This is a genomic window from Photorhabdus hainanensis, assembly GCF_018448965.1.
Lineage (GTDB): Bacteria > Pseudomonadota > Gammaproteobacteria > Enterobacterales > Enterobacteriaceae > Photorhabdus > Photorhabdus akhurstii.
Map to the genome: position 1 here is coordinate 1 of NZ_RCWD01000055.1, position 25,513 is coordinate 25,513.

Consider the following 25,513-nt stretch of genomic DNA (forward strand, 5'->3'; position numbering starts at 1 on the left):
GACTAATTAGTTCGTAATGAATTAACTGTTGTTCACTCTTCAAGACTTTAAAACGTATTTTTTTGTGATACGGTCTTGTGAGTGCCCACACAGATTGTCTGATTAATTGTTAAAGAGCAGGCTGAATCAAAAAATCACATTCTCGCTCAGCCGGGCTGCATATATTACGCTTTTCGCCCGCAGAGTCAAGCGCTTATTCGCTTTTCTCTGCCTGACCTCACAATGTTTATCAGCGTTGTGTCGGTCAGTGGTGGCGCATTATAGGGAGCTCAGATTTTTATACAATACTTTTTTTCACATTTATCACCAACAGGCGAATTCTTGTTCTTTATGAGCAACATTCAAACCGATATAGTCCAATTCAATAAGTTTCTTTCATTGCATACTGGTATTTTCCTCACTAAAATCTTATTTAAAGTAAATCTCCATTTTCTCATCAGAGGTATACATGTCCGAAACGTTACGCAGTTACCTTGATACTCAACCGGAAGTTGGTCAGAACGTTATGCTAGATTCGTCTAGTGTAATCATTGGTGATGTTAGACTTGCTGATGATGTCAGTATATGGCCTTTAGTTGTCATTCGTGGGGACGTTAATTATGTATCTATTGGTGCACGTACTAACATTCAAGATGGTTCTATATTACATGTGACACACAAAACAACAGACAATCCTCATGGTTTCCCTTTAATTGTGGGAGATGATGTCACTATCGGGCATAAAGTTATACTTCATGGCTGCACTATCGGTAATCAAGTACTCATCGGTATGGGCTCCATCCTACTTGATGGTTCAGTGATTGAAGATAACGTTATTGTTGGCGCAGGCAGCCTAGTAGCCCCAGGCAAAGTGTTAGAAAGTGGGTACCTTTATATTGGTAGCCCTGCCCGTCAAGTCAGAAAACTAAAACCTGAAGAATTAAAAGGACTATGTTATTCAGCAAGCCACTACGTTAGCTTGAAAAACAACTATTTGCAGGAAGGTAATATGTAACGTCCCAAGCGATCATCATCCTCGTTATTAATTACTAATTCGAATTCCTCTTCTATATCCCAACGATTTTGCCGGAAAAGACTTAGTGGATGATGATCTTCCGTTCCATAACGGCATAAAAGATCCTCAGCGCTTATAACGCATTGAACCAGTAATCCATTTACCAATGCGGGAAAAATGACTATCTGTTCTTGTTCGTTCCACTCTTCTCTCTCAGGAAATTGGATAGATTGATTCACGAATGTAACTCCTGTTCCAATGTTAGCAATACAGGCGCAATTTCAGGCAACACGCCATGCCATAATTTAAATGAATGAGCGGCTTGCCCTACTAACATCCCTAGTCCATCCGCATAACGAGAAACACCACGCTTCTTAGCAAAGGAAATAAAGGGCGTCAAATTAGCTTGGTAAAACATGTCATAACAGACACAATTTTCATTAAATATGAATGGAGATATAGAAGGAATCTCACCATTAATACCAGACGCAGTAGCATTGATAATGAGCTCAAACTCAGGATTATTAAGTGTTTTCATCTCAACAGACCGAATATTACCTATTGATGAAAAATCATTAGCAACCTGTGTAGCGCGACTAAACGTGCGGTTTGTTATTGTAATTTCACAACCAAATTCTAATAATGGAAATAAAACACCTCTGGCAGCACCACCAGCGCCAATGATCAAAATATGTTGTCCTTGAGTAATAAATCCAAGTCGTATCAAATCGGTTAATAACCCTATACCATCCGTGTTATCACCAATTAATTGATTATTATCCAGTAATTTCAAAGTATTAACTGCACCACTAAGTCTTGCTCGTTCAGTCAACTCATTTGCCCGAATAAATGCCTGCTCTTTAAATGGCACAGTAATATTGGCTCCTATACCTCCCTGTTTAAGAAATACATCCAATGCCTCTTCGAATTTACTTATCGGCACTAGAATTTTCCCGTAACGATGCTCAATACCTGTTTGCCCAGCGAATAACTGATGGATACGCGGAGATTTACTGTGTGCAACAGGATTACCAAAGACGGCAAATTGATCCATATTTATTCTTCTCCTATCCTTGACGATAAAGTTCACCAGTTAAAGCATCCCGAATTTCTGAAGGATTTTTCCGACCGCCAACACATCCATTTAATATAGGAAGCTTATCTCCAAACTGTTGTCTAACTTCTTCTGCTGTTCTGCATGGTTCAAGACCATTCAAATTTGCACTTGTCGACACCAACGGTTTACCATAAAAAGTACATAACTGTTTCACCAAAGGATGATCACTAACTCTGACAGCCAAGGTAGTAAATTGCCCAGTCAACCATTTAGATGTACTGAATTTGGCAGGGATTACCCAAGTTACAGGTCCTGGCCAACAAGCAAACATAACTTCTTTTTGTGCTTCTGTTAAAAGTTTATCATCAAGATATGGCTGTAATTGTTCATAATTATCTGCGATAAGAATCAACCCTTTCTGCCAAGGACGTTTCTTTAATATCAGCAGTTCATTTACCGCTTTTTCACTATCAGGATCACATCCAAGTCCAAAAACAGCTTCAGTCGGATAGGAAATCACTTTTTCTGCTTTTAATGCAGTTAATACATTCTCAAATGCAGATAATGCTTCATTGCTCATTTTATTACTCTACTTAATTGCTTAATTTACTTGCTGTTTTCCACACAATTTACTGGCACAAAATGATTTTATACCTTGTGATGTACGTTTTTCCACCAGTAATGGATAAGAACAAAACATACATTTACCCTCAATTGGCTTATTATTTAATACAAACTGGCAATTAGGGTAACGGTTACACGAATGGAAAATTTTTCCGAAACGTGATTTCCTTTGGAGTAGTTGTCCTTGTTTACATTGCGGACAAGATATTAACGTCTCATCCGGCTTATCAATTAGCTCTGCATGTTCGCATTCGGGATAACGACTACAACCAATGAACATTCCATAACGTCCTTGACACAAAATCAAATTGGCTCCACACGCCGGACATAGCTGCCCTTCAAGTTCTTTTACCACATGACCATCACTTTGCCCTTTTAATGGACGAATATATTGACATGATGGATAACCAGAACATCCAAGAAATGGGCTATGGATACCATTACGTATAACCAATACAGAACCACATTCAGGGCAATATTCAGTTTCATTAGTAGAGAAAGGAACCATTTTTGCCATACTATTTTCACTCAAAAAATTATTCTCATATGACGTTGAACAGGACAGGACTCTGGAAATTCAGTTAATTTAACTCACGCGTACATAACCACCAGCAACCACAGCCACCTTACCCAGTAGTTCCAGCTCAAGGAGCTTTGTCATTACCTCAGTTATAGGTAATGAAGAACGCTGAGCAATAATATCAACAGGCGTTATTTCAGCTCCTACGTTAACTAGCACATCCGTAAATGGCAACTCAGTTTGCTCAAACTGCGGTTTTACTTCTTCCTTCGTTCTTTCCATATTCAACCATTGTAGTGAACTGTAAACATGTTCCACAATATCCATTGCATTTGTAGATAAATATGCGCCTTGTTTTATTAACCAGTGATTCCCTTCGCTCACTGAATTTCCCAAAAGCCCTGGTAATGCAAATACATCCCTTCCTTGTTCAAGAGCACAACGAGCAGTAATTAACGAACCACTATTTTGACCTGCTTCTACAACAATCACTGCTGAGCTTAATCCACTGATTATCCGATTTCTTTTAGGAAAATTTTTTGCACGTGGCGGCGTATCCGGAAAAAATTCAGAAACAAGAGCACCATTCTCCTCAATTTGCTTTGCTAATGATCCGTGTCTATGAGGATAAATCTGCCCAAGCCCACTACCTAATACAGCTACTGTTTCGCCTCCACTATCCAATGCAGCTCGGTGACAAATACCATCAATACCAATAGCTAAACCACTAGTAATAACTAACTCATATCCAACCAGTTCACTTGCAAAAATTCTTCCCCATTTCTCACCATAATAGCTTGCTGTCCTACTCCCTACCATCGCCACCTGCTTCTTCAAAAGGATATCTGGTTTTCCTGACACAAAAAGCACAAGCGGAGGGGTATGTATCTGCTTTAATAGAGGTGGATACGAAGGATGAGAATATGTCAATAAATGGTGCTCTGGTTGTTCCAGCCACTTAAGGCATGAAGCGAGTAAGGTTTTATTTACTTTAGTAAATTGCAGAGATTGTGCTGACGATAATCCACTATCTTTCAGCACAGTGAGGTAACGATTCCCGGAATGTAATAATTTTTCTGCAACATTTGCTGCTCTCTCTGTTGCCAGATGAGAAACCATCTTCATTCGCAACCATACTTCCATAGCTTCCATGTTGTCATCCTGGCTAAGATTGACTGACAAAACTAAACTGCTCAATTAGCAATCGATACTGTCAATCTAAACGGGAAATGTCTAGAATAGACATAGAATACCATTAACATTTTGGACGCAGATCTAAACATATATGTCAGTATTACAAGTATTACATTACCCAGACGAGCGGCTTCGCACTATTGCAACGCCTGTTGAAGCAGTTGATTCAGAGATTCGACGTATCATTAATGATATGTTTGAAACTATGTACGCAGAAGAAGGTATTGGTTTGGCAGCAACACAGGTTGATATTCATCAGCGTATTGTTGTTATTGACGTATCAGAAACGCGTAATGAACGTCTTGTTCTGATTAACCCAGAATTACTGGAAAAAAGTGGTGAAACAGGGATCGAAGAGGGCTGTTTGTCTATCCCTGAACAACGAGCGCTAGTGCCACGAGCCGAAAAAGTCAAAATCAAAGCCCTAGATTACAATGGCCAACCATTTGAATTACAAGCTGATGGCTTACTAGCAATTTGTATTCAGCACGAGATGGACCATTTAATTGGTAAACTTTTTGTGGATTATTTATCTCCACTGAAACGCCAACGTATACGCCAGAAAGTAGAAAAACTGGATAAACAAAAAGCCCGAACCAAGTAAATTACATTAATACAGGAAATAAACGTGTCTGATTCTTTACGTATTGTTTTTGCCGGAACACCTGATTTTGCAGCACGCCATTTAGAGGCTTTGTTAATGTCTCAGCATGAGGTGGTTGGTGTTCTAACTCGACCAGACAAACCGGCAGGAAGAGGTAAAAAATTAACACCCAGTCCTGTAAAGGTACTGGCAGAGGAACATAACATCACCGTTTTTCAGCCAGCTACTTTACGCTCAGAAGAAAATCAACAATGGATTCTAAAACAACAGCCTGATGTTCTCATAGTTGTTGCCTATGGATTGATCCTTCCTAAGACTGTTTTAAATATTCCAAGATTAGGTTGCCTAAACGTACATGGCTCCCTATTACCACGCTGGCGAGGTGCAGCACCCATTCAACGCTCGCTCTGGGCCGGTGATACAGAAACAGGCGTAACGATCATGCAAATGGATGTAGGTCTTGATACTGGCGACATGCTATATAAAGCAAGCAGCCCTATTACACCTGAGGATACCAGTGCCAGTTTATACGAAAAATTGGCCAACATTGGCCCAGATGCGTTACTCAAAACATTATCGTTAATAACATCGGGTAAAAATCAACCTGAAATTCAAAACGAAAATTTAGTTACCTACGCTGAAAAACTAAGCAAAGAAGAAGCCCGTATAGATTGGAAACTATCTGCAACCCACCTCGAACGCTGTATTCGTGCATTTAATCCTTGGCCCATGAGCTTTTTCGAGATGGAAGGGCAACCTGTTAAAGTTTGGAAAGCAGAAGCCATTGGAGAACAAACTTCTGCAGAACCAGGAACTGTATTAAAAGCAGACAAAAAAGGTATTTATATTGCCACTGCTGATGGAATTCTGAACATTACTCAATTACAGCCTGCTGGTAAAAAAGCAATGTCAGCAGCAAATCTACTTAACTCTAAACGTGAATGGTTTACACCAGGCAATAAAATCAATTAAATACTATTTTATGCTGTAAGCATTCTCACCAATTTTCTCTTAATGCTGGCTTTTGTCAGCTTTTTTAACTATGAAAAACACATATAATCTGCGAAGTGTTGCCGCAAAAGCAATCAATCAAGTTCTGGACCAAGGACAGTCTCTGAGTACAGTCTTACCCAAACTGCAACAAAATATAACCGATAAAGATAAACCCTTGTTACAGGAATTATCTTTCGGAGTATTACGCGTATTACCACAACTAGAGTGGATAATAAGTCAACTAATGGCAAAACCATTAAAAGGTAAACAACGTATTCTTCATTACCTGCTTATGGTTGGAATATACCAACTTACCTATACTCGCATCCCAGCCCATGCAGCACTTGCTGAAACAGTAAATGGGGCCGTAACGCTGAAGTATCCTCAATTAAAAGGGCTAATTAACGGCGTTCTTCGCCAATTTCAGAGACAACAACTACAGTTAATGGAATGTGTACAAAATAATCCCAGCCATCACTTACACCCAGTATGGCTATTAACTCGAATCCAAAAAGCCTATCCACAACAATGGCAACAATTTATTGATGCTAATAATAAAAAACCACCTATGTGGTTACGAGTTAATCGTATATACCATAGTCGGGATGAATATCTCGCTCTTCTTCATAGATCGGGAATTGATGCGGAACCAACGCCAGAATCACCTTATGCTATCCGCATAATTTCCCCTTGTCCTGTAACAATATTACCTGGATTTGACAAAGGTTGGGTCACTGTCCAAGATGTATCCGCACAAGAGTGTGTCGAGTTACTAAAACCCACAAATGGAGAGAAAATTCTCGATCTTTGTGCAGCACCTGGAGGGAAAACAACACATATCCTCGAAGTAGCACCAGAATCTCAAGTATTAGCGGTGGATATTGATGAGCAAAGAATCAAACGAGTAAAAGAAAATCTCCAACGCCTTAATTGCCACGCTACAGTAAAAACCGGTGACGGGCGCCACCCTGAACAATGGGCAGAAAATCAGCAATTCGACCGCATTCTTTTAGATGCCCCGTGTTCAGCAACAGGAGTAATCCGTCGCCATCCTGATATCAAATGGTTACGCCGCGAAGAAGATATTACTCAATTAGTTCAATTACAATCTGAAATTCTTGATGCAATCTGGCCATACTTAAAGAAAGGCGGAACACTAGTATATGCAACCTGTTCTATTCTACCAGATGAAAATAGCCAGCAAATCAGCTCGTTTTTAAAACGCCACCCAGATGCAAAACTAGCGGGAGCAGAAACAAATGATTTTCCGGGAAAACAAATAATACCTGAGTCAAATGGTGGCGATGGTTTCTTTTACGCTCGATTAATTAAACAGTAATATATCTTTGCAATTCATAAAGATAATTATTTGTTTTCAATAAATTAGAGAATACTATGAAAATAATTATTCTTGGCGCGGGTCAAGTTGGCGGTACATTAGCTGAAAATCTGGTAGGTGAGAATAATGATATCACTATAGTCGATACTGATCCTAACCGTTTACACCAACTACAAGATAAATTCGATCTCAGAGTAGTCAATGGTCATGGCTCTTACCCTAGGGTATTAAGAGAAGCTGGTGCTGAAGATGCTGATATGTTAGTTGCTGTAACTAATTCTGACGAAACTAACATGATTGCATGCCAAATTGCTTATTCCTTATTCAACACACCAAATAAAGTTGCGCGAATACGCGCAGCAGAATATATCCGCGAAGCAGATAAACTTTTTCTCCCTAATGATATTCCTATTGACTATCTTATTTCACCAGAACAACTTGTCATAGATTATATTTACAAATTAATTCAATATCCTGGCGCCTTACAAGTTGTTAACTTTGCCGAAGGCCGAGTAAGTATTGTTGCAGTAAAAGCTTATTATGGAGGCTCACTTGTAGGAAATGCACTTTCCTCACTTCGTGAGCACATGCCACACATCAATACCAGAGTTGCTGCAATATTCCGTCAGGATCGACCAATAAGACCACAAGGTTCCACAATTATTGAAGCCGGTGACGAAGTTTTCTTTGTAGCTGCATCACAACATATTCGTGCTGTAATGAGTGAGCTTCAACGTTTAGAAAAGCCCTACAAGCGTATTATGATCGTAGGTGGTGGTAATGTGGGTGCCGGCCTTGCACTACGTCTCGAAAAAGATTATAGGGTTAAATTAATCGAGCGAAATCAACAAAGAGCTACAGAACTAGCTGAATTATTGCATGACACCATTGTTTTCTATGGCGATGCCTCCGATCAAGAGTTATTAGCTGAAGAACATGTAGAACAAGTAGATGTATTTATTGCTCTAACCAACGATGACGAGGCAAATATTATGTCCGCAATGCTTGCCAAACGCATGGGGGCAAAAAAAGCCATGGTTCTCATCCAACGTAGTGCATATGTCGATTTAGTTCAAGGTGGTGTCATTGATATTGCAATCTCTCCACAACAAGCGACAATATCCGCTCTACTAGGTCATGTTCGCAAAGCGGATATCGTAAGTGTTTCCTCACTGCGTCGTGGAGTGGCCGAAGCTATCGAAGCGATTGCTCATGGAGATGAAAACACATCAAAGGTTGTTGGTCGAGCTGTAGGTGATATTAAATTACCACCAGGCACTACAATTGGTGCAATAGCCCGCGGAGAGGAAGTCATTATTGCTAATGATTACAGCGTGATCGAACAAGGAGATCATGTAATTATGTTTATTACAGATAAGAAATTTGTCCCCGAAGTAGAGAAATTATTCCAGCCGAGCCCTTTTTTCCTTTAAAAACCAAAGAAATAGTTACGTACCAGTTATATAATTCGAGCACAATAACTGATACAACTTGATATATTTTAATTAGAAGAATGTGATGAAATTTTTAAATCATTTTACGGATTTACTATGAAAAGTAATTTTGCCAATTTAGCTGCTAACGTCAGCGTCGATATGATTATAAAAGAACACCGTACCGTCATTCACTATTTTATGCACAATGAAACCAATAAACAGATCATTTAGTAAAAAGAAATTAAAGATATACCAGATACTCTAAGTTACTGAAACAAAATAACTATTAGAAATTCGTAGGTTACTGAAAAGTAGGAGATGGATCTATTAAACTAAAAGACCAGTAGTAAAGAATCTAATAACCCCTTACCACTGGTCTCCCAGTTACTTTTACTTGCTTTACTATGTTTTTCTTTCCTCTGGTAACTTCCCTTCCCCTTTTTATTTTTTTCAACTCGCTGTTTAAATAGTGGATCACGTAATAAAGCTTCTAGAGCATTATCCTTTATTACACCTTTTTTATGGTGATATGTAGTCATCATATGCCTCTATACATATTAATTTATCTGAAAACACAGCAATTGTACTATCTGGATTTTCAATAATAAAGAAAAATTACTTATTTCTTATTTAAAGCACCTTGTTCTAACGTTTCAAGAATAGAACAATAAGTACTTATATGAGAACTACCGCAGCAAGCATCACTTAACATCTTAAGTGAATCACGCATTTTTCGCATTTCAAGAAGCTTTTCCTCCACTTCTATTAACCTAGAATCTACAATTTGCTTCGACTCTTCACAAGTATGATGGGCTGGATCTACACGGATAGACAATAATTCTGTAATAGCCTCCAATGTAAACCCTAATTGCTTAGCATAGCGTATAAACCGAAGGCGCTGTAGATCTTGCTCTGTATAAAGTCTATATCCTCCTTCTGTACGGTTCTGATGTTCCATCATTCCTTGTTTTTCATAGAAACGCACAGTATCAGGAGTTACATTCGCTAATTTAGCCAGCTGGCCAATACGATACATCTTTATATCTCCTACAATAGATCACATTGCTTGAGATATCAGCATAGCAGGATGAAAAGAAATAAGTTAGAGATTCATTATGTACAAACGTAAAAAAACCGGGATAAACCCGGTTCTTTTATATGCCCCTACAGATTACTCCGCAGTCGCAACTTCTGTTTGAAGCTCAGCGGCACGGTCAACAAGCTCGATGTATGCCATCGGAGCATTGTCACCAGCACGGAAGCCACACTTAAGAATACGAGTGTAACCACCTGCGCGGCTCGCAAAACGCGGGCCCAGCTCATTAAACAGTTTTGCCACGATTTCGTTATCACGAGTACGGGCGAATGCCAGACGACGATTAGCTACGCTGTCGATCTTGGCAAGAGTAATCAGCGGCTCAACGACGCGACGCAGTTCTTTCGCTTTAGGCAGAGTCGTCTTGATGATTTCATGACGAACCAAAGAACCTGCCATGTTGCGGAACATAGCTTGGCGATGGCTGCTGTTGCGGTTCAATTGACGACCACTCTTACGATGGCGCATGACCTTATCCTTCTCAGTAAAACCTTAACCTGTGATCTAGTTATTCATCAGCAATACTTGCTGGCGGCCAGTTTTCCAAGCGCATGCCCAGAGATAAGCCACGTGAAGCCAGTACGTCTTTGATCTCTGTAAGAGATTTTTTACCCAGGTTAGGTGTCTTAAGTAACTCAACCTCGGTACGCTGTACCAAATCACCGATGTAGTGGATAGCTTCTGCCTTAAGACAGTTAGCAGAGCGGACAGTCAATTCCAGATCGTCAACAGGGCGCAGCAGGATCGGATCAAACTCTGGCTTCTCTTCTTTTACTTCTGGCTGACGTACATCACGTAAATCAACAAAAGCTTCTAGCTGTTCAGCCAAAATAGTAGCTGCACGGCGAATCGCCTCTTCAGGATCGATTGTACCGTTAGTTTCCATCTCGATAACCAACTTGTCCAAATCGGTACGTTGTTCTACACGCGCTGCTTCAACATTGTAGGCAATACGCTCTACTGGGCTATAACAAGCGTCTACTAACAAACGACCAATAGGGCGCTCATCTTCTTCCGAATGAATCCGGGCAGAAGCCGGCACATAACCTCGACCACGCTGAACTTTAATGCGCATGCTTATAGAAGCAGTTTCGTCAGTCAGGTGGCAGATTACATGCTGCGGCTTGACGATTTCGACATCTCCGTCGTGGATAATGTCGGCTGCAGTCACAGGGCCAATGCCAGACTTATTCAAGGTAAGAATAACTTCATCTTTTCCCTGAACTCTTACCGCCAGCCCTTTCAGGTTGAGGAGAATCTCCAGGATATCTTCCTGTACACCTTCTTTGGTGCTGTACTCATGCAGTACACCATCAATCTCAACCTCAGTCACCGCACAACCCGGCATAGACGAAAGCAGAATACGGCGCAGTGCGTTACCTAGAGTATGGCCAAAGCCACGCTCTAATGGCTCAAGGGTCACCTTGGCGTGCGTCGAACTGACTTGCTCGATATCAACCAGGCGCGGTTTTAGAAACTCTGTCACAGAACCCTGCATTGTGTCCTCTCTTTGGTGCTAAGCTTTACTTAGAGTAAAGCTCGACGATCAGGTGTTCGTTGATGTCAGCAGACAGATCAGCACGTTCTGGAATACGTTTGAACACACCTTCCATCTTCACAGCATCAACCTCCAACCAAGTTGGTTTCTCACGCTGCTCAGCCAGCTCTAAAGCCGCCTTGATACGAGACTGCTTTTTCGATTTTTCGCGAACGCTGACTACGTCATTCGGGGATACCTGATAAGAAGCGATGTTAACAACGCGGCCATTTACCATGATAGCCTTATGGCTTACCATTTGGCGTGACTCAGCGCGAGTCGCCCCGAAACCCATACGGTAAACAACGTTGTCCAGACGACCTTCCAGCAAACTCAGCAGGTTCTCACCTGTGTTGCCTTTCAGACGAGTTGCTTCTTTATAGTAGTTACGGAATTGACGTTCCAGAACACCGTAAATACGACGAACTTTTTGTTTTTCACGTAACTGCACACCGTAGTCAGACAGACGCGGTTTACGTGCGCCATGCTGCCCAGGTGCCTGTTCTAATTTACACTTGGTGTCAATCGCGCGAACGCCAGACTTCAGGAATAGATCTGTACCCTCGCGACGGCTCAGCTTGAGCTTAGGACCCAAATATCTTGCCATTTTCTTTCTCCAATCGAACCTAAAAAGTAAACGCTATTAAACGCGACGTTTTTTAGGTGGACGACAACCGTTATGAGGGATCGGAGTCACATCAGTAATGTTAGTAATGCGGAAACCTGCCGCATTTAACGCTCGAATAGTTGACTCGCGGCCAGGACCAGGTCCCTTAACCATAACTTCCAGGTTCTTGATTCCGTATTCTTTCACTGCTTCGGCGCAACGCTCTGCTGCAACCTGAGCGGCAAACGGAGTAGATTTACGAGAACCACGGAAACCGGAACCACCGGCAGTTGCCCAACCCAGAGCGTTACCCTGACGGTCAGTAATGGTCACGATTGTGTTGTTGAAAGAAGCATGGATATGAGCCACACCATCAGAGACTTGCTTTCTTACACGCTTACGTGCACGAATAGGTGCTTTTGCCATTATACAATACCCCGATTATTTCTTGATCGGCTTACGTGGACCCTTACGGGTACGTGCATTGGTCTTAGTACGCTGGCCGCGAACAGGTAGACCACGACGGTGACGTAAACCACGATAAGTACCAAGATCCATCAGACGTTTGATGCTCAGGGTTACTTCACGACGCAAATCGCCTTCTACAACGTATTTAGCAACTTCGTCACGCAGCTTATCAATTTGCTCTTCAGACAGCTCACTGATCTTAACATGTTCAGCAATACCCGCCGCAGCGCAAATAGCTTGGGAGCGAGTTTTACCAATTCCGTAAATCGATGTTAAAGCGATCACGGTATGCTTCTGATCAGGAATGTTAATGCCTGCTATACGGGCCACTATGCACTCCTAAGTTATTTATTTACCGCAACACCATTCTGAAAAGCCCGTTTTCAGGATACTCAAACAGTGTTGCTGTGACATAAAAAAGATTGGCTGGCTAATTTAGCCAGCTCAAACCGACTTTGCAAGAAAAATATGCTATTTTATTAGCCTTGGCGTTGTTTATGCTTAGGCTCTGCACTACAAATCACACGAACGACACCGTTACGCTTAACGATTTTGCAGTTGCGACATAATTTCTTGACGGAAGCACGAACTTTCATTTTTACTCTCCGTAACTTCTCAAGCAAACCAATTAACGGTTATAACCTTTAAGATTTGCCTTCTTCAATGCAGACTCATACTGACTTGACATCATCAGAGTTTGCACTTGAGCCATAAAGTCCATGATGACTACAACTACGATAAGTAGCGAAGTACCGCCAAAATAAAATGGCACCTTCATCGCATCACGCATGAACTCCGGGATTAAGCAGATAAAAGTGATATACATCGCACCAACTAAAGTTAGGCGCGTCATTACTTTATCAATGTACTTGGCTGTTTGCTCTCCCGGACGAATTCCTGGTACAAATGCACCGGACTTCTTCAGGTTATCTGCTGTTTCTCTCGGGTTGAAAACCAACGCGGTATAGAAAAAACAGAAGAAGATGATTGCAGACGCGTAGAGTAACACATAAAGAGGTTGCCCAGGCTGCAAGTACATTGAAATAGTAGTCAGCCAGTTCCAACCAGTTCCTCCCCCGAACCAAGAAGCTATGGTACCAGGGAACAGAATAATGCTGGAAGCAAAAATTGCAGGGATAACCCCAGCCATGTTCACTTTCAACGGTAAATGTGTGCTCTGTGCAGCATAAACTCGGCGACCTTGTTGACGTTTCGCATAGTTAACAACGATACGTCGTTGGCCACGCTCCATGAAAACAACGAAGAAAGTTACTGCAAACACTAACACTGCAACCAACAGCAACAGGAGGAAGTGCAGATCGCCTTGCCGAGCTTGCTCGATGGTATGGCCAATGGCCGGCGGCAAACCCGCAACAATACCAGCAAAGATTATGATAGAGATACCGTTTCCAATACCACGCTCAGTAATCTGCTCACCCAACCACATTAGGAACATAGTCCCAGTAACCAGGCTCACAACAGCCGTGAAGTAGAAAGCAAATCCTGGATTGATCACCAGTCCTTGCATTCCTGGCATATTTGGCAAACCAGTAGCAATACCGATTGACTGGAATATAGCCAGCACTAAAGTACCATAGCGAGTATACTGGCTAATCTTACGACGACCAGCTTCCCCTTCCTTCTTAATCTCCGCCAACGTTGGATGAACCACCGTCAACAACTGAATAATAATAGACGCAGAAATATACGGCATTATCCCCAGTGCAAAGATAGAAGCACGACTTAAAGCACCACCAGAGAACATATTAAACATTTCAATGATGGTGCCCCTTTGCTGTTCGAGCAATTTGGCAAGCACAGTGGCATCAATACCAGGGATAGGAATAAAAGAACCAATGCGGAAAACAATTAACGCGCCAATAACAAACAACAGCCTACGTTTCAGCTCGCCTAGTCCACCTTTAGCACTTTGAAAATCTAATCCTGGTTGTTTAGCCATCTGTTACTTATTCCTCAATTTTACCGCCAGCAGCTTCAATTGCAGCACGAGCGCCTTTAGTAACACGAAGGCCACGCACAGTTACTACACGATTGATTTCACCAGAAAGAATAACTTTCGCGAATTCAATTTGAGTGCCAACAATATTAGCGGCTTTCAATGCGTTCAGATCAATAATATCGCCTTCAACGGCAGCAAAATCAGATAAACGAACTTCTGCTGTAACCATCGCCTTACGTGAAGTAAAACCAAATTTTGGCAAACGACGGTACAAAGGCATCTGACCACCTTCAAAACCACGGCGTACGCCACCGCCAGAACGAGACTTCTGGCCTTTGTGACCACGGCCACCGGTTTTACCCAAGCCAGAACCAATACCACGACCTACACGTTTAGGCGCATGCTTGGAACCTTCAGCTGGAGACAGAGTATTTAAGCGCATCTGCTACTCCTCAACTTTAACCATATAGGAAACCAAGTTGATCATACCACGTATAGCAGGAGTGTCTTCGCGCTCTACTGTATGACCGATACGGCGCAGACCTAAACCAACCAAAGTTGCCTTATGCTTAGGCAGACGGCCGATTGAACTGCGAATCTGTGTTATTTTAATAGTCTTAGCCATGGTCATTACCCCAGAATTTCTTCGACGGATTTACCACGCTTAGCGGCGACCATTTCTGGAGACTTCATGCTGTCTAAAGCATCCAGAGTTGCACGAACCACATTAATAGGGTTAGTGGAACCATAGGTTTTAGCCAGTACGTTATGAACACCAGCCACTTCCAAAACAGCACGCATAGCACCGCCTGCGATGATACCAGTACCTTCGTGAGCAGGCTGCATGAACACACGGGAACCAGTGTGTGCACCTTTTACTGGGTGATACAAAGTGCCGCTGTTCAGTGCGACGGTTTTCATATTGCGACGGGCTTTTTCCATCGCTTTCTGGATTGCTGCCGGAACTTCGCGTGCTTTGCCGTAGCCAAAACCAACGCGACCATTACCATCACCTACAACAGTTAGTGCGGTAAAGCTGAAAATCCGGCCACCTTTTACGGTTTTAGATACGCGATTTACCGCAATCAGCTTTTCCTGCAGTTCGCCAGCTTGTTTTTCGATGTGAGCCATCTTACACCTCTACCTTAGAACTGAAGGCCAGCTTCACGGGCAGCATCTGCCAGTGCCTGGACTCGACCATGATATTGGAAACCAGAGCGGTCAAAGGATACATCTTTAATACCTTTTTCCAACGCACGTTCAGCAATTGCCTTGCCAACTGCTGCTGCTGCTTCTTTATTTCCAGTGTATTTCAGTTGCTCATTGATAGCTTTTTCTGTAGTAGAAGCTGCCACCAAAGTTTCAGAACCGTTTGGTGCGATAACCTGCGCATAAATATGGCGAGGGGTACGATGTACCACCAGGCGAGTTGCACCCAGTTCCTGGAGCTTGCGGCGTGCGCGGGTCGCACGACGGATACGAGCTGCTTTCTTATCCATAGTGTTACCTTACTTCTTCTTAGCCTCTTTGATACGCACGACTTCGTCGGCGTAACGAACACCCTTACCTTTATAAGGCTCAGGACGACGATAGGCACGCAGTTCTGCCGCAACCTGACCGATTACCTGTTTATCAGCACCCTTTAGTACGATTTCAGTTTGTGACGGACATTCTGCAGTAATGCCTGCTGGCAGTTCGTGGTCAACTGGATGTGAGAAGCCCAGAGACATGTTGATAACACTGCCTTTGACTGCTGCACGATAACCAACACCTACCAGTTGAAGCTTCTTAGTGAAGCCTTCGGTAACACCGATAACCATAGCATTCAGCAAAGAACGAGTTGTACCCGCCTGTGCCCAACCATCAACATAACCATCGCGTGGAGCGAAGGTCAGTTGATTATCTGCATGCTTAACTTCAACTGCGCTGTGGATTGTACGACTTAGCTCGCCGTTTTTACCCTTAATCGAAATAACCTGACCGTCGAGTTTTACCTCTACGTCGGCAGGAATAACGACGGGTGCTTTTGCAACACGAGACATTCTTTCCTCCCGAATTAAGCTACGTAGCAGAGAATCTCGCCACCAAGACCAGCTTGGCGAGCTGCACGATCAGTCATTACACCTTTAGAGGTAGAAACAACAGCGATACCCAAACCAGCCATAACTTGTGGCAGCTCATCTTTTTTCTTATAGATGCGCAGACTTGGGCGGCTTACACGCTGAATACTTTCTACAACAGCCTTACCCTGGAAGTATTTCAGTACTAATTCCAGCTCTGGCTTGGTGTCGCCTTCAATTTTATAATCTTCAATATAACCTTCTTCCTTCAGCACTTTGGCAATTGCCACTTTCAGCTTGGAGGAAGGCATGGTGACCGCAACTTTATTCGCGGCCTGACCGTTACGGATACGGGTCAGCATATCCGCGATGGGATCTTGCATGCTCATCTGTCTTTACTCCCGTGATTCAATTGGTGACAATTACCAGCTAGCCTTTTTAAGGCCCGGAATTTCACCGCGCATAGCGGCTTCACGGACTTTAATTCGGCTCAACCCAAACTTCCGCAAAAACGCATGCGGACGGCCAGTTTGGCGACAGCGGTTACGCTGACGAGAAGGGCTGGAATCACGTGGCAATGTTTGCAGCTTGAGAACAGCATTCCAACGCTCTTCATCAGATGCATTCACATCAGAAATGATAGCTCTCAATTCTACACGTTTAGTGAAGAATTTTTCAGCTAATTTCGCACGTTTTACATCACGTGCTTTCATTGATTGCTTAGCCATGAATACCCTGCCTTACTTGCGGAACGGGAAGTTAAAAGCAGCCAACAGTGCGCGGCCTTCATCATCAGATTTCGCAGTTGTGGTGATAGTAATATCCAGACCACGAACACGATCCACTTTATCGTAATCGATTTCAGGGAAGATGATTTGCTCACGTACACCCATGCTGTAATTACCACGACCATCAAATGACTTAGCAGACAAACCACGGAAGTCACGAATACGAGGTACAGCAATAGAAATCAGGCGCTCAAGAAACTCCCACATACGTTCACCACGCAGGGTCACTTTACAGCCGATTGGATAGCCCTGACGGATTTTGAAGCCTGCAACTGATTTGCGTGCTTTGGTGATCAATGGTTTTTGACCAGAGATTGCTGCCAGATCCGCTGCTGCATTATCCAGCAGTTTCTTATCAGCAATCGCTTCACCAACACCCATGTTCAGGGTGATCTTCTCGACCCGAGGGACTTGCATGACAGAATTGTAGCCAAACTGAGTCATCAGTTTTTGGACTACCTCGTCTTTGTAGTAATCATGCAGTTTCGCCATCGTATTACTCCAAATTACTTGATAGTTTCGCTGTTAGATTTAAAGAAACGAACTTTTTTTCCGTCTTCAAATCTAAAACCTACACGGTCAGCCTTACCGGTTGCCGCATTGAAGATCGCAACGTTTGAAACCTGGATTGCAGCTTCTTTTTCAACGATGCCACCTGGTTGGTTCAGAGCCGGAACAGGCTTCTGATGTTTTTTAACCAAGTTGATACCTTCAACAATGACTTTCCCAGTAGAAAGAACCTGTTTTACTTTACCGCGCTTACCTTTATCTTTTCCGGTCAACACGATAACTTCGTCATCACGACGGATTTTCGCTGCCATTGTCCGCTCCTTAGAGTACTTCTGGTGCCAGGGAGATAATTTTCATGAACTTTTCATTACGAAGTTCACGAGTTACCGGCCCAAAAATACGCGTACCGATAACTTGCTCACTTGTGTTGTTTAACAACACGCAAGCATTGCCATCGAAGCGAATGACAGAACCGTCAGGGCGACGAACACCCTTCTTGGTGCGCACCACTACCGCTTTCAGGACATCACCTTTTTTCACTTTACCACGAGGAATTGCTTCCTTAATGGTGACTTTTATGATGTCGCCGACGTGTGCATAGCGACGGTGCGAGCCACCCAGAACCTTGATACACATTACGCGACGTGCACCGGAGTTGTCGGCCACGTTCAGCATAGTCTGTTCTTGGATCATTTTAGTGCTCCGCTAAATGTCAACTACTACTGAGCCCACTTCATACTATAAATTTAATATGAAGAGGCCGTTCAGATACCCCATATCATGAGGGCGCGGCATTATAACACCACATCTCAGATATAGATAGAAAAAATAAACGGCTCATCGCCTGAGCCGTTTACTCTATTCGAGCCAGCTTACAGAATCGCTTTCTCTACAACGCGAACTAAAGTCCAAGATTTAGTTTTGGACAGTGGACGGGTTTCGCGGATTTCCACCACATCGCCGATGCCACATTCATTGTTCTCGTCATGTACATGCAGTTTAGTCGTACGTTTGATGAATTTACCATACAAAGGGTGTTTCACCTTACGCTCAATAGCAACAACAATAGATTTCTCCATTTTGTCACTTACAACACGACCTTGCAGAGTACGGATTTTATCGGTCATTACGCACCCGCCTTCTCAGTCAATAAAGTCTTAACGCGTGCGATATTACGACGCACTTGTTTCAACAGATGAGACTGTTGTAGCTGGCCACTTGCAGCCTGCATGCGCAGGTTAAATTGTTCACGCAGCAAATTCAGCAGCTCAGTGTTCAGCTCTTCAACGCTTTTTTCGCGCAGCTCTTGTGCTTTCATTACATCACCGTCTTAGTTACAAAGGTGGTCTTGATAGGCAGTTTCGCTGCTGCCAGCTTGAATGCTTCACGAGCCAGCTCTTCAGGCACTCCGTCCATTTCATAAAGGACTTTACCAGGCTGGATCAAGGCAACCCAATATTCTACGTTACCTTTACCTTTACCCATACGCACTTCGAGTGGCTTTTCAGTGATAGGTTTGTCTGGAAATACACGTATCCAGATTTTACCTTGACGTTTAATTGCACGAGTCATAGCACGACGTGCCGCTTCAATCTGACGTGCCGTCAGACGGCCACGGCCCACAGCTTTCAGACCGAAAGTGCCGAAGCTAACATCCGCACCTGCTGCCAGGCCACGGTTACGGCCTTTGTGCATTTTACGGAATTTCGTACGCTTTGGTTGTAACATCAGCGACTCTCCTTACTTGCGGCCTTTACGCTGCTGCTTTTTCGGTTGTGCAGCCGGTTTTTCCGCCTGTTCAACAGCAGCCATACCACCCAAGATCTCACCTTTGAAGATCCATACCTTAACGCCGAGTACACCATAAGTGGTGTGCGCTTCTGAAGTGTTATAGTCGATATCTGCACGCAGTGTGTGCAACGGTACACGACCTTCACGATACCATTCAGTACGCGCGATTTCAGCACCGCCTAAACGGCCACTGACTTCCACTTTAATGCCTTTAGCGCCCAAACGCATCGCATTCTGGACTGCGCGCTTCATAGCGCGACGGAACATAACACGACGTTCTAGCTGTGAAGTAATACTGTCAGCAACCAGTTTCGCGTCCAGTTCAGGCTTACGCACTTCAGAGATATTAATTTGCGCAGGAACACCAGCGATTTCCGCTACAGTTTTACGCAGTTTTTCTACGTCTTCACCTTTCTTACCGATTACAATACCTGGGCGAGCCGTGTGAATAGTTACACGAATACTTTTAGCAGGACGTTCAATAACAATGCGTGAAATAGACGCTTTTGCCAGTTCTTTATTCAAGTACTGACGAACTTTAAAATCGCTGTCTAGGTTGTCAGCGAATTCTTTAGTATTCGCATACCAAGTAGAGTTCCAAGGTTTGACAATACCCAGGCGAATACCATTAGGATGTACTTTCTGACCCATTGCTAGTCTCCAGAGTCTCAGCGATCGGACACAACCACAGTAATGTGGCTGCTGCGCTTCAGGATGCGATCTGCACGACCTTTTGCACGAGGCATAATACGCTTCATGGTCGGGCCTTCGTCTACGAAAATCTTCGTGACCTTCAGATCATCAATGTCAGCACCATCGTTGTGTTCTGCATTAGCAATAGCAGACTCAAGTACTTTCTTCACTAAACCAGCAGCTTTCTTATTGGTATAGGTCAGAGTTTCCAGAGCTTGCGACACTTTCTTACCGCGAATCAGGTCAGCTACAAGGCGAACCTTCTGAGCAGAAGAACGAGCGTGGCGATGTTTAGCGATAGTTTCCATCTCTTCCTCCTACCTTAGCGCTTTTTAGCCTTTTTATCGGCCGCATGGCCGCGATAAGTACGGGTCGGCGCGAATTCACCTAGTTTATGACCAACCATTTCGTCGGAAACAAAAACTGGTACATGCTGACGACCATTATGGACAGCGATGGTCAAACCGATCATGTTAGGAAAGATCGTTGAACGACGGGACCAAGTCTTGATAGGCTTTTTGTCTCCGCTTTCCACCGCTTTCTCTACCTTCTTCAGCAAGTGCAGGTCGATAAATGGACCTTTCTTGAGAGAACGTGGCATGGTTTATCCTCTAATTATTTTTTAGTACGGCGACGTACGATGAACTGATCAGTACGTTTATTACTACGAGTCTTCTTACCTTTAGTTTGGACACCCCAAGGAGTTACAGGATGTTTACCAAAGTTACGACCTTCACCACCACCATGTGGGTGATCTACCGGGTTCATCGCCGTACCACGAACGGTAGGACGAATGCCGCGCCAGCGACTTGCACCAGCTTTACCCAGAACGCGTAGCATATGTTCTGCATTACCAACTTCACCTAAAGTGGCGCGGCAGTCAGACAGAACTTTACGCATTTCACCAGAACGCAGACGCAAAGTTACATAAGAACCGTCACGGGCAACGATCTGAACGTATGCACCAGCGGAACGAGCCAACTGACCACCTTTACCCGGTTTCATTTCTACGTTATGTACGGTAGAACCAACAGGGATATTGCGCATTGGCAATGCGTTACCAGTTTTGATAGCTGCGTCAGCACCAGATTGGATCTGATCACCAGCTTTCAGACCTTTAGGTGCAAGGATATAACGACGTTCACCATCTTTATACAGAACCAGGGCGATATTCGCTGAACGGTTTGGATCATATTCCAAACGCTCAACTATAGCAGGGATACCATCTTTATTACGTTTAAAGTCAATCAAACGATAGTGCTGCTTGTGGCCACCACCAATGTGACGAGTGGTAATACGGCCATTGTTGTTACGACCACCGGTTTTGCTGCTTTTTTCCAGCAATGGAGCATAAGGTTTACCCTTATGCAGCTCAGGGTTAACCACTTTAACAACGTGGCGACGGCCCGGAGACGTAGGTTTACATTTAACAATTGCCATTGTTCTTTACTCCTCCGACTTACTCTGCCCCACCGATGAAGTCCATATTCTGGCCTTCCTTCAGTGTGACGTAAGCTTTTTTCCAGTCGCTACGACGACCAATACGCTGACCGTGACGTTTAGTTTTGCCTTTAACCAGCAAAGTGTTAACACCTTCAACTTCGACTTCAAACAGTTTCTGCACAGCAGCTTTGATTTCTGCTTTAGTCGCGTCTTTCGCAACTTTGAGAACGATGGTGTTGCTCTTTTCCATCGCTGTAGAAGCTTTTTCAGATACGTGCGGGGCGCGCAGTACTTTCAGCAGACGTTCTTCACGGATCATGCCAGCATCTCCTCAACTTGCTTCACAGCATCAGCAGTCATAACCACTTTATCGAAGGCGATTAAGCTAACTGGATCAATACCAGCTACATCACGAACATCAACCTTGTACAGGTTGCGAGCTGCTAAGAACAAATTCTCATCAACTTCATGAGTGATAATCAGCACATCTTCCAGAGCCATATCTTTCAGTTTCTGAACCAGAAGCTTGGTTTTAGGGGCTTCTACAGAAAACTTCTCGACAACGATCAAACGATCTTGACGTACCAGTTCAGACAGGATGCTCTTTAAAGCACCACGGTACATTTTCTTATTAACTTTTTGACTGTGGTCCTGTGGTTTAGCTGCAAAAGTTACACCACCAGAGCGCCAAATTGGGCTCTTAATAGAACCAGAACGTGCACGGCCAGTGCCTTTCTGACGCCATGGTTTCTTACCTGAACCAGAAACTTCAGCACGGGTTTTCTGAGCACGAGTACCTTGACGTGCACCAGCTGCGTAAGCAACAACTACTTGATGCACAAGCGCTTCATTGAAATCACGCCCGAAGGTAGTTTCGGAAACAGTCAGCGCGCCTTGCGCGTCTTTCATTACCAATTCCATTCCTATCTCCTCGACGTTACGCCTTGACAGCCGGTTTTACGATCAGGTTGCCGCCAGTTGCACCTGGAACAGCACCTTTGACCAGCAGCAGGTTGCGCTCAGCGTCAACACGTACTACATCTAGGCTTTGAACAGTTACACGTTCATTACCCAGTTGGCCTGCCATTTTCTTGCCTTTAAATACCTTGCCCGGAGTTTGGTTCTGACCGATAGAACCCGGAACACGATGAGACAAGGAGTTACCGTGGCTAGCATCTTGGGTACGGAAATTCCAGCGCTTAACAGTACCAGCAAAACCTTTACCTTTAGATGTACCAGTAACGTCGACTTTCTTAACGTCAGCGAAAATCTCAACGCTAATACTTTGACCTACAGCATATCCTTCGCCTTCAGACAGACGGAATTCACGCAGGATACGGCCAGCTTCAACGCCAGCTTTAGCGAAATGACCTGCTTCAGGTTTGTTTATACGGTTAGCTTTTTTGCTACCAGTAGTAACCTGAATTGCACGATAACCATCGCTATCCAGATCTTTAACCTGAGTCACACGGTTATCTTCAATTTCGATAACAGTTACAGGGATAGAAACGCCATCTTCAGTGAAGATACGAGTCATACCCACTTTTTTACCGACTAAACCAATCATTGTTTCAACCTCTCAATCGTTCAATGACCTGATTAACCCAGGCTGATCTGCACGTCTACACCGGCAGCCAGATCCAGACGCATCAGAGCATCAACGGTTTTCTCGGTTGGCTCAACGATGTCAACCAGACGCTTATGAGTGCGAATTTCGTACTGATCACGCGCATCTTTATTAACATGCGGAGAAATCAGAACGGTAAAACGCTCTTTACGAGTCGGCAGCGGGATCGGACCACGAACCTGCGCACCAGTACGCTTAGCGGTCTCGACAATTTCCGCAGTTGATTGATCGATCAAACGATGATCAAATGCTTTCAGGCGAATACGGATTCTTTGGTTCTGCATGAGACCAGAGCTCCAACTATTTTATAAACGTAAATAATTACTCCTCGTACCCATTTCGATTGATGGGAGAGTGTAATCGTTCAATATATAACCCCCCTATCGGGAGTATTTTAAATGGCAGCAAAGCAATACTGCACATTTACTGGTTATCAAACCAGACTTACACGTAAGTAAGACCGCATATTATACGCAAATCAATTAACAAAGCAAGATACAGATGAAGATTTGTCCGGAATAGAGTCAAAGAAACATGAAACAAAATGCCCTAACTTAATAGATAGGGCATTTTTTCGTACCTATTCTCCTTCAAGGATCTGTGCTTGAGTGTAATTTTGAATCCCCATACGTTCAATTAATTCAAATTGAGTTTCCAACCAATCAATGTGTTCTTCTTCTTCATCTAGGACATCAATCATCAAATCACGGCTAACATAGTCATGAATCGAATCAGCATAAGCAATCGCTTCTTTCAAATCTCTAGCTCCCTGCAATTCGAGCTGTAAGTCAGATTTGAGCATTTCTTCGATATCTTCTCCGATGTTAAGTTTTCCTAGATCCTGCAAATTAGGGATTCCTTCAAGAAAAAGGATACGTTCAATGTACCTATCAGCATGCTTCATTTCATCGATAGATTCATGATATTCCTTGTCATTCAGGCGGGTAAGGCCCCAGTTTTTGAACATCCGGGCATGTAGAAAATATTGATTAATTGCAACAAGCTCATTTCCAAGAAGTTTGTTCAAATGAGCAATCATTTTTTTATCACCTTTCATAGTTTACTCCTCCGCTTCCAGTACTTAAAGTGTAGTACCTATTCCGCAGAGTAGTAGTAAACTTACCTCTTTTTTATCAAGCAACGTTATCTATCTTAGGCAGCTGTGCAATTTCCTCATTAATTAGCTCTCGGGCTTGGCGTATGCATTTGCCACAATCACGGCCTACAGGCACAATACGTTTTAATTCTCTAATAGAGAGAATATGATGCTGACGCACCGCGTTACGTATTGTTTTGTCACTCACCGCATTACATAGGCAGACATACATAAATAACACTCTCTGGTACACATTATAGCGCATATTAAATAATAATGAGTCTCATTTCAATAATCATTCGCATTTTAATTTTCTGATTCAAGTTCTTCCAAATATCCTTTAACTTCGTCAAATGGCAGTAGTTCTCTCATTTCTGTAATGCTTTGACTAAAAAGACTTTTATCTCTATCAGGAACTTTCTTAAACTTATTCCATCCTAAAACTATCTCCTACATCAGCAACTCTCTTCGTTGGTATCCCCTCCTTTCGTTAGGGCATACCAACAGATGCAGAACAAACATGAGTCAAATATTACTACCTGTATATAAAAGAAAAGATGACTCATCTAAGTTTGAAGACAAATGCTTATTCGGGAAAATCACGAGGTGAGGGGGTTGGTTACCGCTAACGTATTCTACAGATGAATGATGAATATATACTCTAAGAATACCCTAGCAGAACAGCCAGATAACGATAACACCGGTAGGAACAAGCAGCCGAAATCAAAAACTTAAGACACTAAGAGATAACCGAATGGGATGGTTCATACAGGGAATTTAAGGAAAGGTGATATCAATTAAAACACTAACTAACAGACACCTAGCGTAGCACAACCAAGTGTCTGTCCTAAAACAAGTCAGAATACAAACCTGTCCTAAAGTTAGGTACTTAATTCTTAGCTATTAAGCAATAATTTTAGCAACAACACCAGCACCTACAGTACGGCCACCTTCACGGATAGCGAAGCGCAGACCCTGGTCCATTGCGATTGGCGCAATCAGGGTCACTTTCATCTGAATGTTATCGCCTGGCATCACCATTTCCACGCCTTCTGGCAGCTCGATTGTGCCGGTTA

43 protein-coding genes are annotated in these 25,513 nt (G+C 43.2%); 5 read left to right on the forward strand and 38 right to left on the reverse strand.

The annotated features are described in order from the left end of the window. Positions 1 to 448: 448 nt before the first annotated feature. Positions 449 to 994: a gamma carbonic anhydrase family protein gene (locus tag EAE92_RS22195; protein WP_065389496.1), complete on the forward strand. Its 546-nt coding sequence runs from the start codon at positions 449 to 451 to the stop codon at positions 992 to 994. Here EAE92_RS22195 and EAE92_RS22200 read toward each other — a convergent pair. From EAE92_RS22200 to dprA, 5 genes are all read right to left on the reverse strand, one after another. Then, positions 970 to 1,233, reverse strand: coding sequence for a DUF1488 family protein (locus EAE92_RS22200; RefSeq protein WP_214069625.1), 264 nt, complete (start codon positions 1,231 to 1,233; stop codon positions 970 to 972). The two genes, EAE92_RS22195 and EAE92_RS22200, sit on opposite strands and share 25 nt — an antisense overlap. Beyond that, positions 1,230 to 2,048, reverse strand: coding sequence for a shikimate dehydrogenase (aroE, locus tag EAE92_RS22205; protein ID WP_214069626.1), 819 nt, complete (start codon positions 2,046 to 2,048; stop codon positions 1,230 to 1,232). The genes EAE92_RS22200 and aroE overlap by 4 nt, the downstream gene beginning before the upstream one ends. Positions 2,049 to 2,061: 13 nt before the next feature. Next, complete coding sequence (gene tsaC, locus EAE92_RS22210; RefSeq protein ID WP_214069627.1) at positions 2,062 to 2,631, reverse strand: L-threonylcarbamoyladenylate synthase type 1 TsaC; 570 nt, start codon at positions 2,629 to 2,631, stop codon at positions 2,062 to 2,064. 21 nt (positions 2,632 to 2,652) lie between these two features. Beyond that, positions 2,653 to 3,192, reverse strand: coding sequence for a topoisomerase DNA-binding C4 zinc finger domain-containing protein (locus EAE92_RS22215; RefSeq protein ID WP_046395683.1), 540 nt, complete (start codon positions 3,190 to 3,192; stop codon positions 2,653 to 2,655). Between the two features lie 69 nt (positions 3,193 to 3,261). After that, positions 3,262 to 4,347: a DNA-protecting protein DprA gene (gene dprA, locus EAE92_RS22220; RefSeq protein ID WP_214069628.1), complete on the reverse strand. Its 1,086-nt coding sequence runs from the start codon at positions 4,345 to 4,347 to the stop codon at positions 3,262 to 3,264. A 133-nt stretch (positions 4,348 to 4,480) separates the two neighbouring features. Here dprA and def point away from each other — a divergent pair, with 133 nt between their 5' ends. From def to trkA, 4 genes are all read left to right on the forward strand, one after another. Further along, positions 4,481 to 4,993: a peptide deformylase gene (def, locus tag EAE92_RS22225; RefSeq protein ID WP_214069629.1), complete on the forward strand. Its 513-nt coding sequence runs from the start codon at positions 4,481 to 4,483 to the stop codon at positions 4,991 to 4,993. A gap of 24 nt (positions 4,994 to 5,017) precedes the next feature. After that, a complete protein-coding gene (fmt, locus tag EAE92_RS22230) occupies positions 5,018 to 5,965 on the forward strand; it encodes a methionyl-tRNA formyltransferase (protein WP_214069630.1) in 948 nt (315 codons plus the stop codon). 70 nt (positions 5,966 to 6,035) lie between these two features. Then, on the forward strand, positions 6,036 to 7,325 hold the full coding sequence (gene rsmB, locus EAE92_RS22235) for a 16S rRNA (cytosine(967)-C(5))-methyltransferase RsmB (protein WP_214069631.1): 1,290 nt from the start codon (positions 6,036 to 6,038) through the stop codon (positions 7,323 to 7,325). A gap of 56 nt (positions 7,326 to 7,381) precedes the next feature. Beyond that, positions 7,382 to 8,758 carry a Trk system potassium transporter TrkA gene (gene trkA, locus EAE92_RS22240; RefSeq protein ID WP_049584851.1) on the forward strand — a complete coding sequence of 459 codons (1,377 nt, stop codon included), beginning with the start codon at positions 7,382 to 7,384 and terminating at the stop codon, positions 8,756 to 8,758. Between the two features lie 335 nt (positions 8,759 to 9,093). Here the strand turns inward: trkA and EAE92_RS22245 are convergent, their stop codons facing one another. The 33 genes from EAE92_RS22245 to EAE92_RS22405 all read right to left on the reverse strand — a co-directional run. Next, the gene (locus EAE92_RS22245) at positions 9,094 to 9,300 is read right to left on the reverse strand and encodes an alternative ribosome-rescue factor A (protein WP_046395679.1); all 207 of its coding nucleotides are present in this window, start codon (positions 9,298 to 9,300) and stop codon (positions 9,094 to 9,096) included. An 80-nt stretch (positions 9,301 to 9,380) separates the two neighbouring features. Next, a complete protein-coding gene (gene zntR, locus EAE92_RS22250) occupies positions 9,381 to 9,797 on the reverse strand; it encodes a Zn(2+)-responsive transcriptional regulator (protein ID WP_105399506.1) in 417 nt (138 codons plus the stop codon). A gap of 135 nt (positions 9,798 to 9,932) precedes the next feature. After that, positions 9,933 to 10,325, reverse strand: coding sequence for a 50S ribosomal protein L17 (rplQ, locus tag EAE92_RS22255; protein ID WP_036781873.1), 393 nt, complete (start codon positions 10,323 to 10,325; stop codon positions 9,933 to 9,935). Between the two features lie 40 nt (positions 10,326 to 10,365). Further along, complete coding sequence (locus EAE92_RS22260; protein ID WP_011148772.1) at positions 10,366 to 11,355, reverse strand: DNA-directed RNA polymerase subunit alpha; 990 nt, start codon at positions 11,353 to 11,355, stop codon at positions 10,366 to 10,368. Between the two features lie 25 nt (positions 11,356 to 11,380). Next, entirely contained in the window at positions 11,381 to 12,001 is a 621-nt protein-coding gene (gene rpsD, locus EAE92_RS22265; RefSeq protein WP_011148773.1) for a 30S ribosomal protein S4, read from the reverse strand. A 36-nt stretch (positions 12,002 to 12,037) separates the two neighbouring features. After that, on the reverse strand, positions 12,038 to 12,427 hold the full coding sequence (gene rpsK / locus EAE92_RS22270) for a 30S ribosomal protein S11 (RefSeq protein WP_002919257.1): 390 nt from the start codon (positions 12,425 to 12,427) through the stop codon (positions 12,038 to 12,040). 15 nt (positions 12,428 to 12,442) lie between these two features. Further along, positions 12,443 to 12,799: a 30S ribosomal protein S13 gene (gene rpsM / locus EAE92_RS22275; protein WP_011148774.1), complete on the reverse strand. Its 357-nt coding sequence runs from the start codon at positions 12,797 to 12,799 to the stop codon at positions 12,443 to 12,445. Between the two features lie 149 nt (positions 12,800 to 12,948). Beyond that, entirely contained in the window at positions 12,949 to 13,065 is a 117-nt protein-coding gene (gene rpmJ / locus EAE92_RS22280; protein ID WP_002227352.1) for a 50S ribosomal protein L36, read from the reverse strand. A gap of 32 nt (positions 13,066 to 13,097) precedes the next feature. Continuing rightward, the gene (gene secY, locus EAE92_RS22285) at positions 13,098 to 14,429 is read right to left on the reverse strand and encodes a preprotein translocase subunit SecY (protein ID WP_011148775.1); all 1,332 of its coding nucleotides are present in this window, start codon (positions 14,427 to 14,429) and stop codon (positions 13,098 to 13,100) included. A 7-nt stretch (positions 14,430 to 14,436) separates the two neighbouring features. Further along, a complete protein-coding gene (rplO, locus tag EAE92_RS22290) occupies positions 14,437 to 14,871 on the reverse strand; it encodes a 50S ribosomal protein L15 (protein WP_036781879.1) in 435 nt (144 codons plus the stop codon). A 3-nt stretch (positions 14,872 to 14,874) separates the two neighbouring features. Beyond that, positions 14,875 to 15,054 carry a 50S ribosomal protein L30 gene (gene rpmD, locus EAE92_RS22295; RefSeq protein WP_036781914.1) on the reverse strand — a complete coding sequence of 60 codons (180 nt, stop codon included), beginning with the start codon at positions 15,052 to 15,054 and terminating at the stop codon, positions 14,875 to 14,877. 5 nt (positions 15,055 to 15,059) lie between these two features. After that, positions 15,060 to 15,560 (reverse strand): 30S ribosomal protein S5, encoded by a 501-nt coding sequence (gene rpsE, locus EAE92_RS22300; protein WP_036781881.1) that lies wholly within the window; start codon positions 15,558 to 15,560, stop codon positions 15,060 to 15,062. Between the two features lie 14 nt (positions 15,561 to 15,574). Then, complete coding sequence (gene rplR, locus EAE92_RS22305; protein WP_011148779.1) at positions 15,575 to 15,928, reverse strand: 50S ribosomal protein L18; 354 nt, start codon at positions 15,926 to 15,928, stop codon at positions 15,575 to 15,577. Positions 15,929 to 15,937: 9 nt separating this feature from the next. Continuing rightward, positions 15,938 to 16,471, reverse strand: coding sequence for a 50S ribosomal protein L6 (rplF, locus tag EAE92_RS22310; RefSeq protein ID WP_214069632.1), 534 nt, complete (start codon positions 16,469 to 16,471; stop codon positions 15,938 to 15,940). 14 nt (positions 16,472 to 16,485) lie between these two features. Then, positions 16,486 to 16,878 (reverse strand): 30S ribosomal protein S8, encoded by a 393-nt coding sequence (rpsH, locus tag EAE92_RS22315; protein WP_011148781.1) that lies wholly within the window; start codon positions 16,876 to 16,878, stop codon positions 16,486 to 16,488. 33 nt (positions 16,879 to 16,911) lie between these two features. After that, complete coding sequence (gene rpsN, locus EAE92_RS22320) at positions 16,912 to 17,217, reverse strand: 30S ribosomal protein S14 (protein WP_036781885.1); 306 nt, start codon at positions 17,215 to 17,217, stop codon at positions 16,912 to 16,914. A gap of 12 nt (positions 17,218 to 17,229) precedes the next feature. Then, complete coding sequence (gene rplE / locus EAE92_RS22325) at positions 17,230 to 17,769, reverse strand: 50S ribosomal protein L5 (RefSeq protein WP_011148783.1); 540 nt, start codon at positions 17,767 to 17,769, stop codon at positions 17,230 to 17,232. A 14-nt stretch (positions 17,770 to 17,783) separates the two neighbouring features. Continuing rightward, entirely contained in the window at positions 17,784 to 18,098 is a 315-nt protein-coding gene (rplX, locus tag EAE92_RS22330; RefSeq protein WP_036781887.1) for a 50S ribosomal protein L24, read from the reverse strand. Between the two features lie 10 nt (positions 18,099 to 18,108). Beyond that, positions 18,109 to 18,480: a 50S ribosomal protein L14 gene (rplN, locus tag EAE92_RS22335; protein ID WP_036781889.1), complete on the reverse strand. Its 372-nt coding sequence runs from the start codon at positions 18,478 to 18,480 to the stop codon at positions 18,109 to 18,111. 179 nt (positions 18,481 to 18,659) lie between these two features. Next, positions 18,660 to 18,914, reverse strand: coding sequence for a 30S ribosomal protein S17 (gene rpsQ, locus EAE92_RS22340; RefSeq protein WP_011148786.1), 255 nt, complete (start codon positions 18,912 to 18,914; stop codon positions 18,660 to 18,662). Next, complete coding sequence (rpmC, locus tag EAE92_RS22345) at positions 18,914 to 19,105, reverse strand: 50S ribosomal protein L29 (RefSeq protein ID WP_010847484.1); 192 nt, start codon at positions 19,103 to 19,105, stop codon at positions 18,914 to 18,916. The genes rpsQ and rpmC overlap by 1 nt, the downstream gene beginning before the upstream one ends. Further along, positions 19,105 to 19,515 carry a 50S ribosomal protein L16 gene (gene rplP, locus EAE92_RS22350; protein ID WP_011148788.1) on the reverse strand — a complete coding sequence of 137 codons (411 nt, stop codon included), beginning with the start codon at positions 19,513 to 19,515 and terminating at the stop codon, positions 19,105 to 19,107. The genes rpmC and rplP overlap by 1 nt, the downstream gene beginning before the upstream one ends. Positions 19,516 to 19,527: 12 nt before the next feature. Beyond that, positions 19,528 to 20,229: a 30S ribosomal protein S3 gene (gene rpsC / locus EAE92_RS22355; RefSeq protein WP_015836279.1), complete on the reverse strand. Its 702-nt coding sequence runs from the start codon at positions 20,227 to 20,229 to the stop codon at positions 19,528 to 19,530. Positions 20,230 to 20,246: 17 nt separating this feature from the next. Further along, positions 20,247 to 20,579 (reverse strand): 50S ribosomal protein L22, encoded by a 333-nt coding sequence (rplV, locus tag EAE92_RS22360; RefSeq protein WP_011148790.1) that lies wholly within the window; start codon positions 20,577 to 20,579, stop codon positions 20,247 to 20,249. 14 nt (positions 20,580 to 20,593) lie between these two features. Next, complete coding sequence (gene rpsS / locus EAE92_RS22365) at positions 20,594 to 20,872, reverse strand: 30S ribosomal protein S19 (protein ID WP_011148791.1); 279 nt, start codon at positions 20,870 to 20,872, stop codon at positions 20,594 to 20,596. 14 nt (positions 20,873 to 20,886) lie between these two features. Beyond that, a complete protein-coding gene (rplB, locus tag EAE92_RS22370; RefSeq protein WP_214069633.1) occupies positions 20,887 to 21,711 on the reverse strand; it encodes a 50S ribosomal protein L2 in 825 nt (274 codons plus the stop codon). Positions 21,712 to 21,730: 19 nt separating this feature from the next. Next, entirely contained in the window at positions 21,731 to 22,033 is a 303-nt protein-coding gene (gene rplW / locus EAE92_RS22375; RefSeq protein ID WP_021322796.1) for a 50S ribosomal protein L23, read from the reverse strand. After that, on the reverse strand, positions 22,030 to 22,635 hold the full coding sequence (gene rplD / locus EAE92_RS22380) for a 50S ribosomal protein L4 (protein ID WP_036814875.1): 606 nt from the start codon (positions 22,633 to 22,635) through the stop codon (positions 22,030 to 22,032). The genes rplW and rplD overlap by 4 nt, the downstream gene beginning before the upstream one ends. Positions 22,636 to 22,651: 16 nt before the next feature. Next, a complete protein-coding gene (rplC, locus tag EAE92_RS22385) occupies positions 22,652 to 23,281 on the reverse strand; it encodes a 50S ribosomal protein L3 (protein ID WP_214069634.1) in 630 nt (209 codons plus the stop codon). A 32-nt stretch (positions 23,282 to 23,313) separates the two neighbouring features. Next, on the reverse strand, positions 23,314 to 23,625 hold the full coding sequence (rpsJ, locus tag EAE92_RS22390) for a 30S ribosomal protein S10 (protein ID WP_001181005.1): 312 nt from the start codon (positions 23,623 to 23,625) through the stop codon (positions 23,314 to 23,316). Between the two features lie 296 nt (positions 23,626 to 23,921). Next, on the reverse strand, positions 23,922 to 24,398 hold the full coding sequence (bfr, locus tag EAE92_RS22395; RefSeq protein WP_036814877.1) for a bacterioferritin: 477 nt from the start codon (positions 24,396 to 24,398) through the stop codon (positions 23,922 to 23,924). A gap of 76 nt (positions 24,399 to 24,474) precedes the next feature. Further along, entirely contained in the window at positions 24,475 to 24,669 is a 195-nt protein-coding gene (gene bfd / locus EAE92_RS22400) for a bacterioferritin-associated ferredoxin (protein WP_214069635.1), read from the reverse strand. 671 nt (positions 24,670 to 25,340) lie between these two features. Further along, a partial coding sequence (locus EAE92_RS22405) for an EF-Tu C-terminal domain-related protein (protein WP_479687652.1) occupies positions 25,341 to 25,513 on the reverse strand: 173 nt, incomplete at its 5' end.

Excerpts from the sequence above, each read along its gene's own strand:
- rplX (WP_036781887.1), bottom strand. The coding sequence starts at position 18,098 with ATGGCAGCGAAAATCCGTCGTGATGACGAAGTTATCGTGTTGACCGGA.
- bfr (WP_036814877.1), bottom strand. The coding sequence starts at position 24,398 with ATGAAAGGTGATAAAAAAATGATTGCTCATTTGAACAAACTTCTTGGA.
- rplP (WP_011148788.1), bottom strand. The coding sequence starts at position 19,515 with ATGTTACAACCAAAGCGTACGAAATTCCGTAAAATGCACAAAGGCCGT.
- rplB (WP_214069633.1), bottom strand. The coding sequence starts at position 21,711 with ATGGCAATTGTTAAATGTAAACCTACGTCTCCGGGCCGTCGCCACGTT.
- rpsC (WP_015836279.1), bottom strand. The coding sequence starts at position 20,229 with ATGGGTCAGAAAGTACATCCTAATGGTATTCGCCTGGGTATTGTCAAA.
- rpmJ (WP_002227352.1), bottom strand. The coding sequence starts at position 13,065 with ATGAAAGTTCGTGCTTCCGTCAAGAAATTATGTCGCAACTGCAAAATC.
- rplN (WP_036781889.1), bottom strand. The coding sequence starts at position 18,480 with ATGATCCAAGAACAGACTATGCTGAACGTGGCCGACAACTCCGGTGCA.
- rpsJ (WP_001181005.1), bottom strand. The coding sequence starts at position 23,625 with ATGCAGAACCAAAGAATCCGTATTCGCCTGAAAGCATTTGATCATCGT.
- rplV (WP_011148790.1), bottom strand. The coding sequence starts at position 20,579 with ATGGAAACTATCGCTAAACATCGCCACGCTCGTTCTTCTGCTCAGAAG.
- tsaC (WP_214069627.1), bottom strand. The coding sequence starts at position 2,631 with ATGAGCAATGAAGCATTATCTGCATTTGAGAATGTATTAACTGCATTA.
- rpsD (WP_011148773.1), bottom strand. The coding sequence starts at position 12,001 with ATGGCAAGATATTTGGGTCCTAAGCTCAAGCTGAGCCGTCGCGAGGGT.
- rpsH (WP_011148781.1), bottom strand. The coding sequence starts at position 16,878 with ATGAGCATGCAAGATCCCATCGCGGATATGCTGACCCGTATCCGTAAC.
- rplE (WP_011148783.1), bottom strand. The coding sequence starts at position 17,769 with ATGGCGAAACTGCATGATTACTACAAAGACGAGGTAGTCCAAAAACTG.
- rpsQ (WP_011148786.1), bottom strand. The coding sequence starts at position 18,914 with ATGACCGATAAAATCCGTACTCTGCAAGGTCGTGTTGTAAGTGACAAA.
- EAE92_RS22215 (WP_046395683.1), bottom strand. The coding sequence starts at position 3,192 with ATGGCAAAAATGGTTCCTTTCTCTACTAATGAAACTGAATATTGCCCT.
- secY (WP_011148775.1), bottom strand. The coding sequence starts at position 14,429 with ATGGCTAAACAACCAGGATTAGATTTTCAAAGTGCTAAAGGTGGACTA.
- rsmB (WP_214069631.1), top strand. The coding sequence starts at position 6,036 with ATGAAAAACACATATAATCTGCGAAGTGTTGCCGCAAAAGCAATCAAT.
- EAE92_RS22260 (WP_011148772.1), bottom strand. The coding sequence starts at position 11,355 with ATGCAGGGTTCTGTGACAGAGTTTCTAAAACCGCGCCTGGTTGATATC.
- aroE (WP_214069626.1), bottom strand. The coding sequence starts at position 2,048 with ATGGATCAATTTGCCGTCTTTGGTAATCCTGTTGCACACAGTAAATCT.
- rplF (WP_214069632.1), bottom strand. The coding sequence starts at position 16,471 with ATGTCTCGTGTTGCAAAAGCACCCGTCGTTATTCCTGCCGACGTAGAG.
- rplC (WP_214069634.1), bottom strand. The coding sequence starts at position 23,281 with ATGATTGGTTTAGTCGGTAAAAAAGTGGGTATGACTCGTATCTTCACT.
- trkA (WP_049584851.1), top strand. The coding sequence starts at position 7,382 with ATGAAAATAATTATTCTTGGCGCGGGTCAAGTTGGCGGTACATTAGCT.
- rpsE (WP_036781881.1), bottom strand. The coding sequence starts at position 15,560 with ATGGCTCACATCGAAAAACAAGCTGGCGAACTGCAGGAAAAGCTGATT.
- rplQ (WP_036781873.1), bottom strand. The coding sequence starts at position 10,325 with ATGCGCCATCGTAAGAGTGGTCGTCAATTGAACCGCAACAGCAGCCAT.
- rpsS (WP_011148791.1), bottom strand. The coding sequence starts at position 20,872 with ATGCCACGTTCTCTCAAGAAAGGTCCATTTATCGACCTGCACTTGCTG.
- def (WP_214069629.1), top strand. The coding sequence starts at position 4,481 with ATGTCAGTATTACAAGTATTACATTACCCAGACGAGCGGCTTCGCACT.
- EAE92_RS22245 (WP_046395679.1), bottom strand. The coding sequence starts at position 9,300 with ATGACTACATATCACCATAAAAAAGGTGTAATAAAGGATAATGCTCTA.
- rplR (WP_011148779.1), bottom strand. The coding sequence starts at position 15,928 with ATGGATAAGAAAGCAGCTCGTATCCGTCGTGCGACCCGCGCACGCCGC.
- EAE92_RS22195 (WP_065389496.1), top strand. The coding sequence starts at position 449 with ATGTCCGAAACGTTACGCAGTTACCTTGATACTCAACCGGAAGTTGGT.
- rpsN (WP_036781885.1), bottom strand. The coding sequence starts at position 17,217 with ATGGCTAAGCAATCAATGAAAGCACGTGATGTAAAACGTGCGAAATTA.
- rplW (WP_021322796.1), bottom strand. The coding sequence starts at position 22,033 with ATGATCCGTGAAGAACGTCTGCTGAAAGTACTGCGCGCCCCGCACGTA.
- rpmC (WP_010847484.1), bottom strand. The coding sequence starts at position 19,105 with ATGAAAGCACAAGAGCTGCGCGAAAAAAGCGTTGAAGAGCTGAACACT.
- bfd (WP_214069635.1), bottom strand. The coding sequence starts at position 24,669 with ATGTATGTCTGCCTATGTAATGCGGTGAGTGACAAAACAATACGTAAC.
- zntR (WP_105399506.1), bottom strand. The coding sequence starts at position 9,797 with ATGTATCGTATTGGCCAGCTGGCTAAATTAGCGAATGTAACTCCTGAT.
- rpmD (WP_036781914.1), bottom strand. The coding sequence starts at position 15,054 with ATGGCTAAGACTATTAAAATAACACAGATTCGCAGTTCAATCGGCCGT.
- dprA (WP_214069628.1), bottom strand. The coding sequence starts at position 4,347 with ATGGAAGCTATGGAAGTATGGTTGCGAATGAAGATGGTTTCTCATCTG.
- rpsK (WP_002919257.1), bottom strand. The coding sequence starts at position 12,427 with ATGGCAAAAGCACCTATTCGTGCACGTAAGCGTGTAAGAAAGCAAGTC.
- rplD (WP_036814875.1), bottom strand. The coding sequence starts at position 22,635 with ATGGAATTGGTAATGAAAGACGCGCAAGGCGCGCTGACTGTTTCCGAA.
- rplO (WP_036781879.1), bottom strand. The coding sequence starts at position 14,871 with ATGCGCTTAAATACTCTGTCTCCAGCTGAAGGTTCCAAGCATGCGCCT.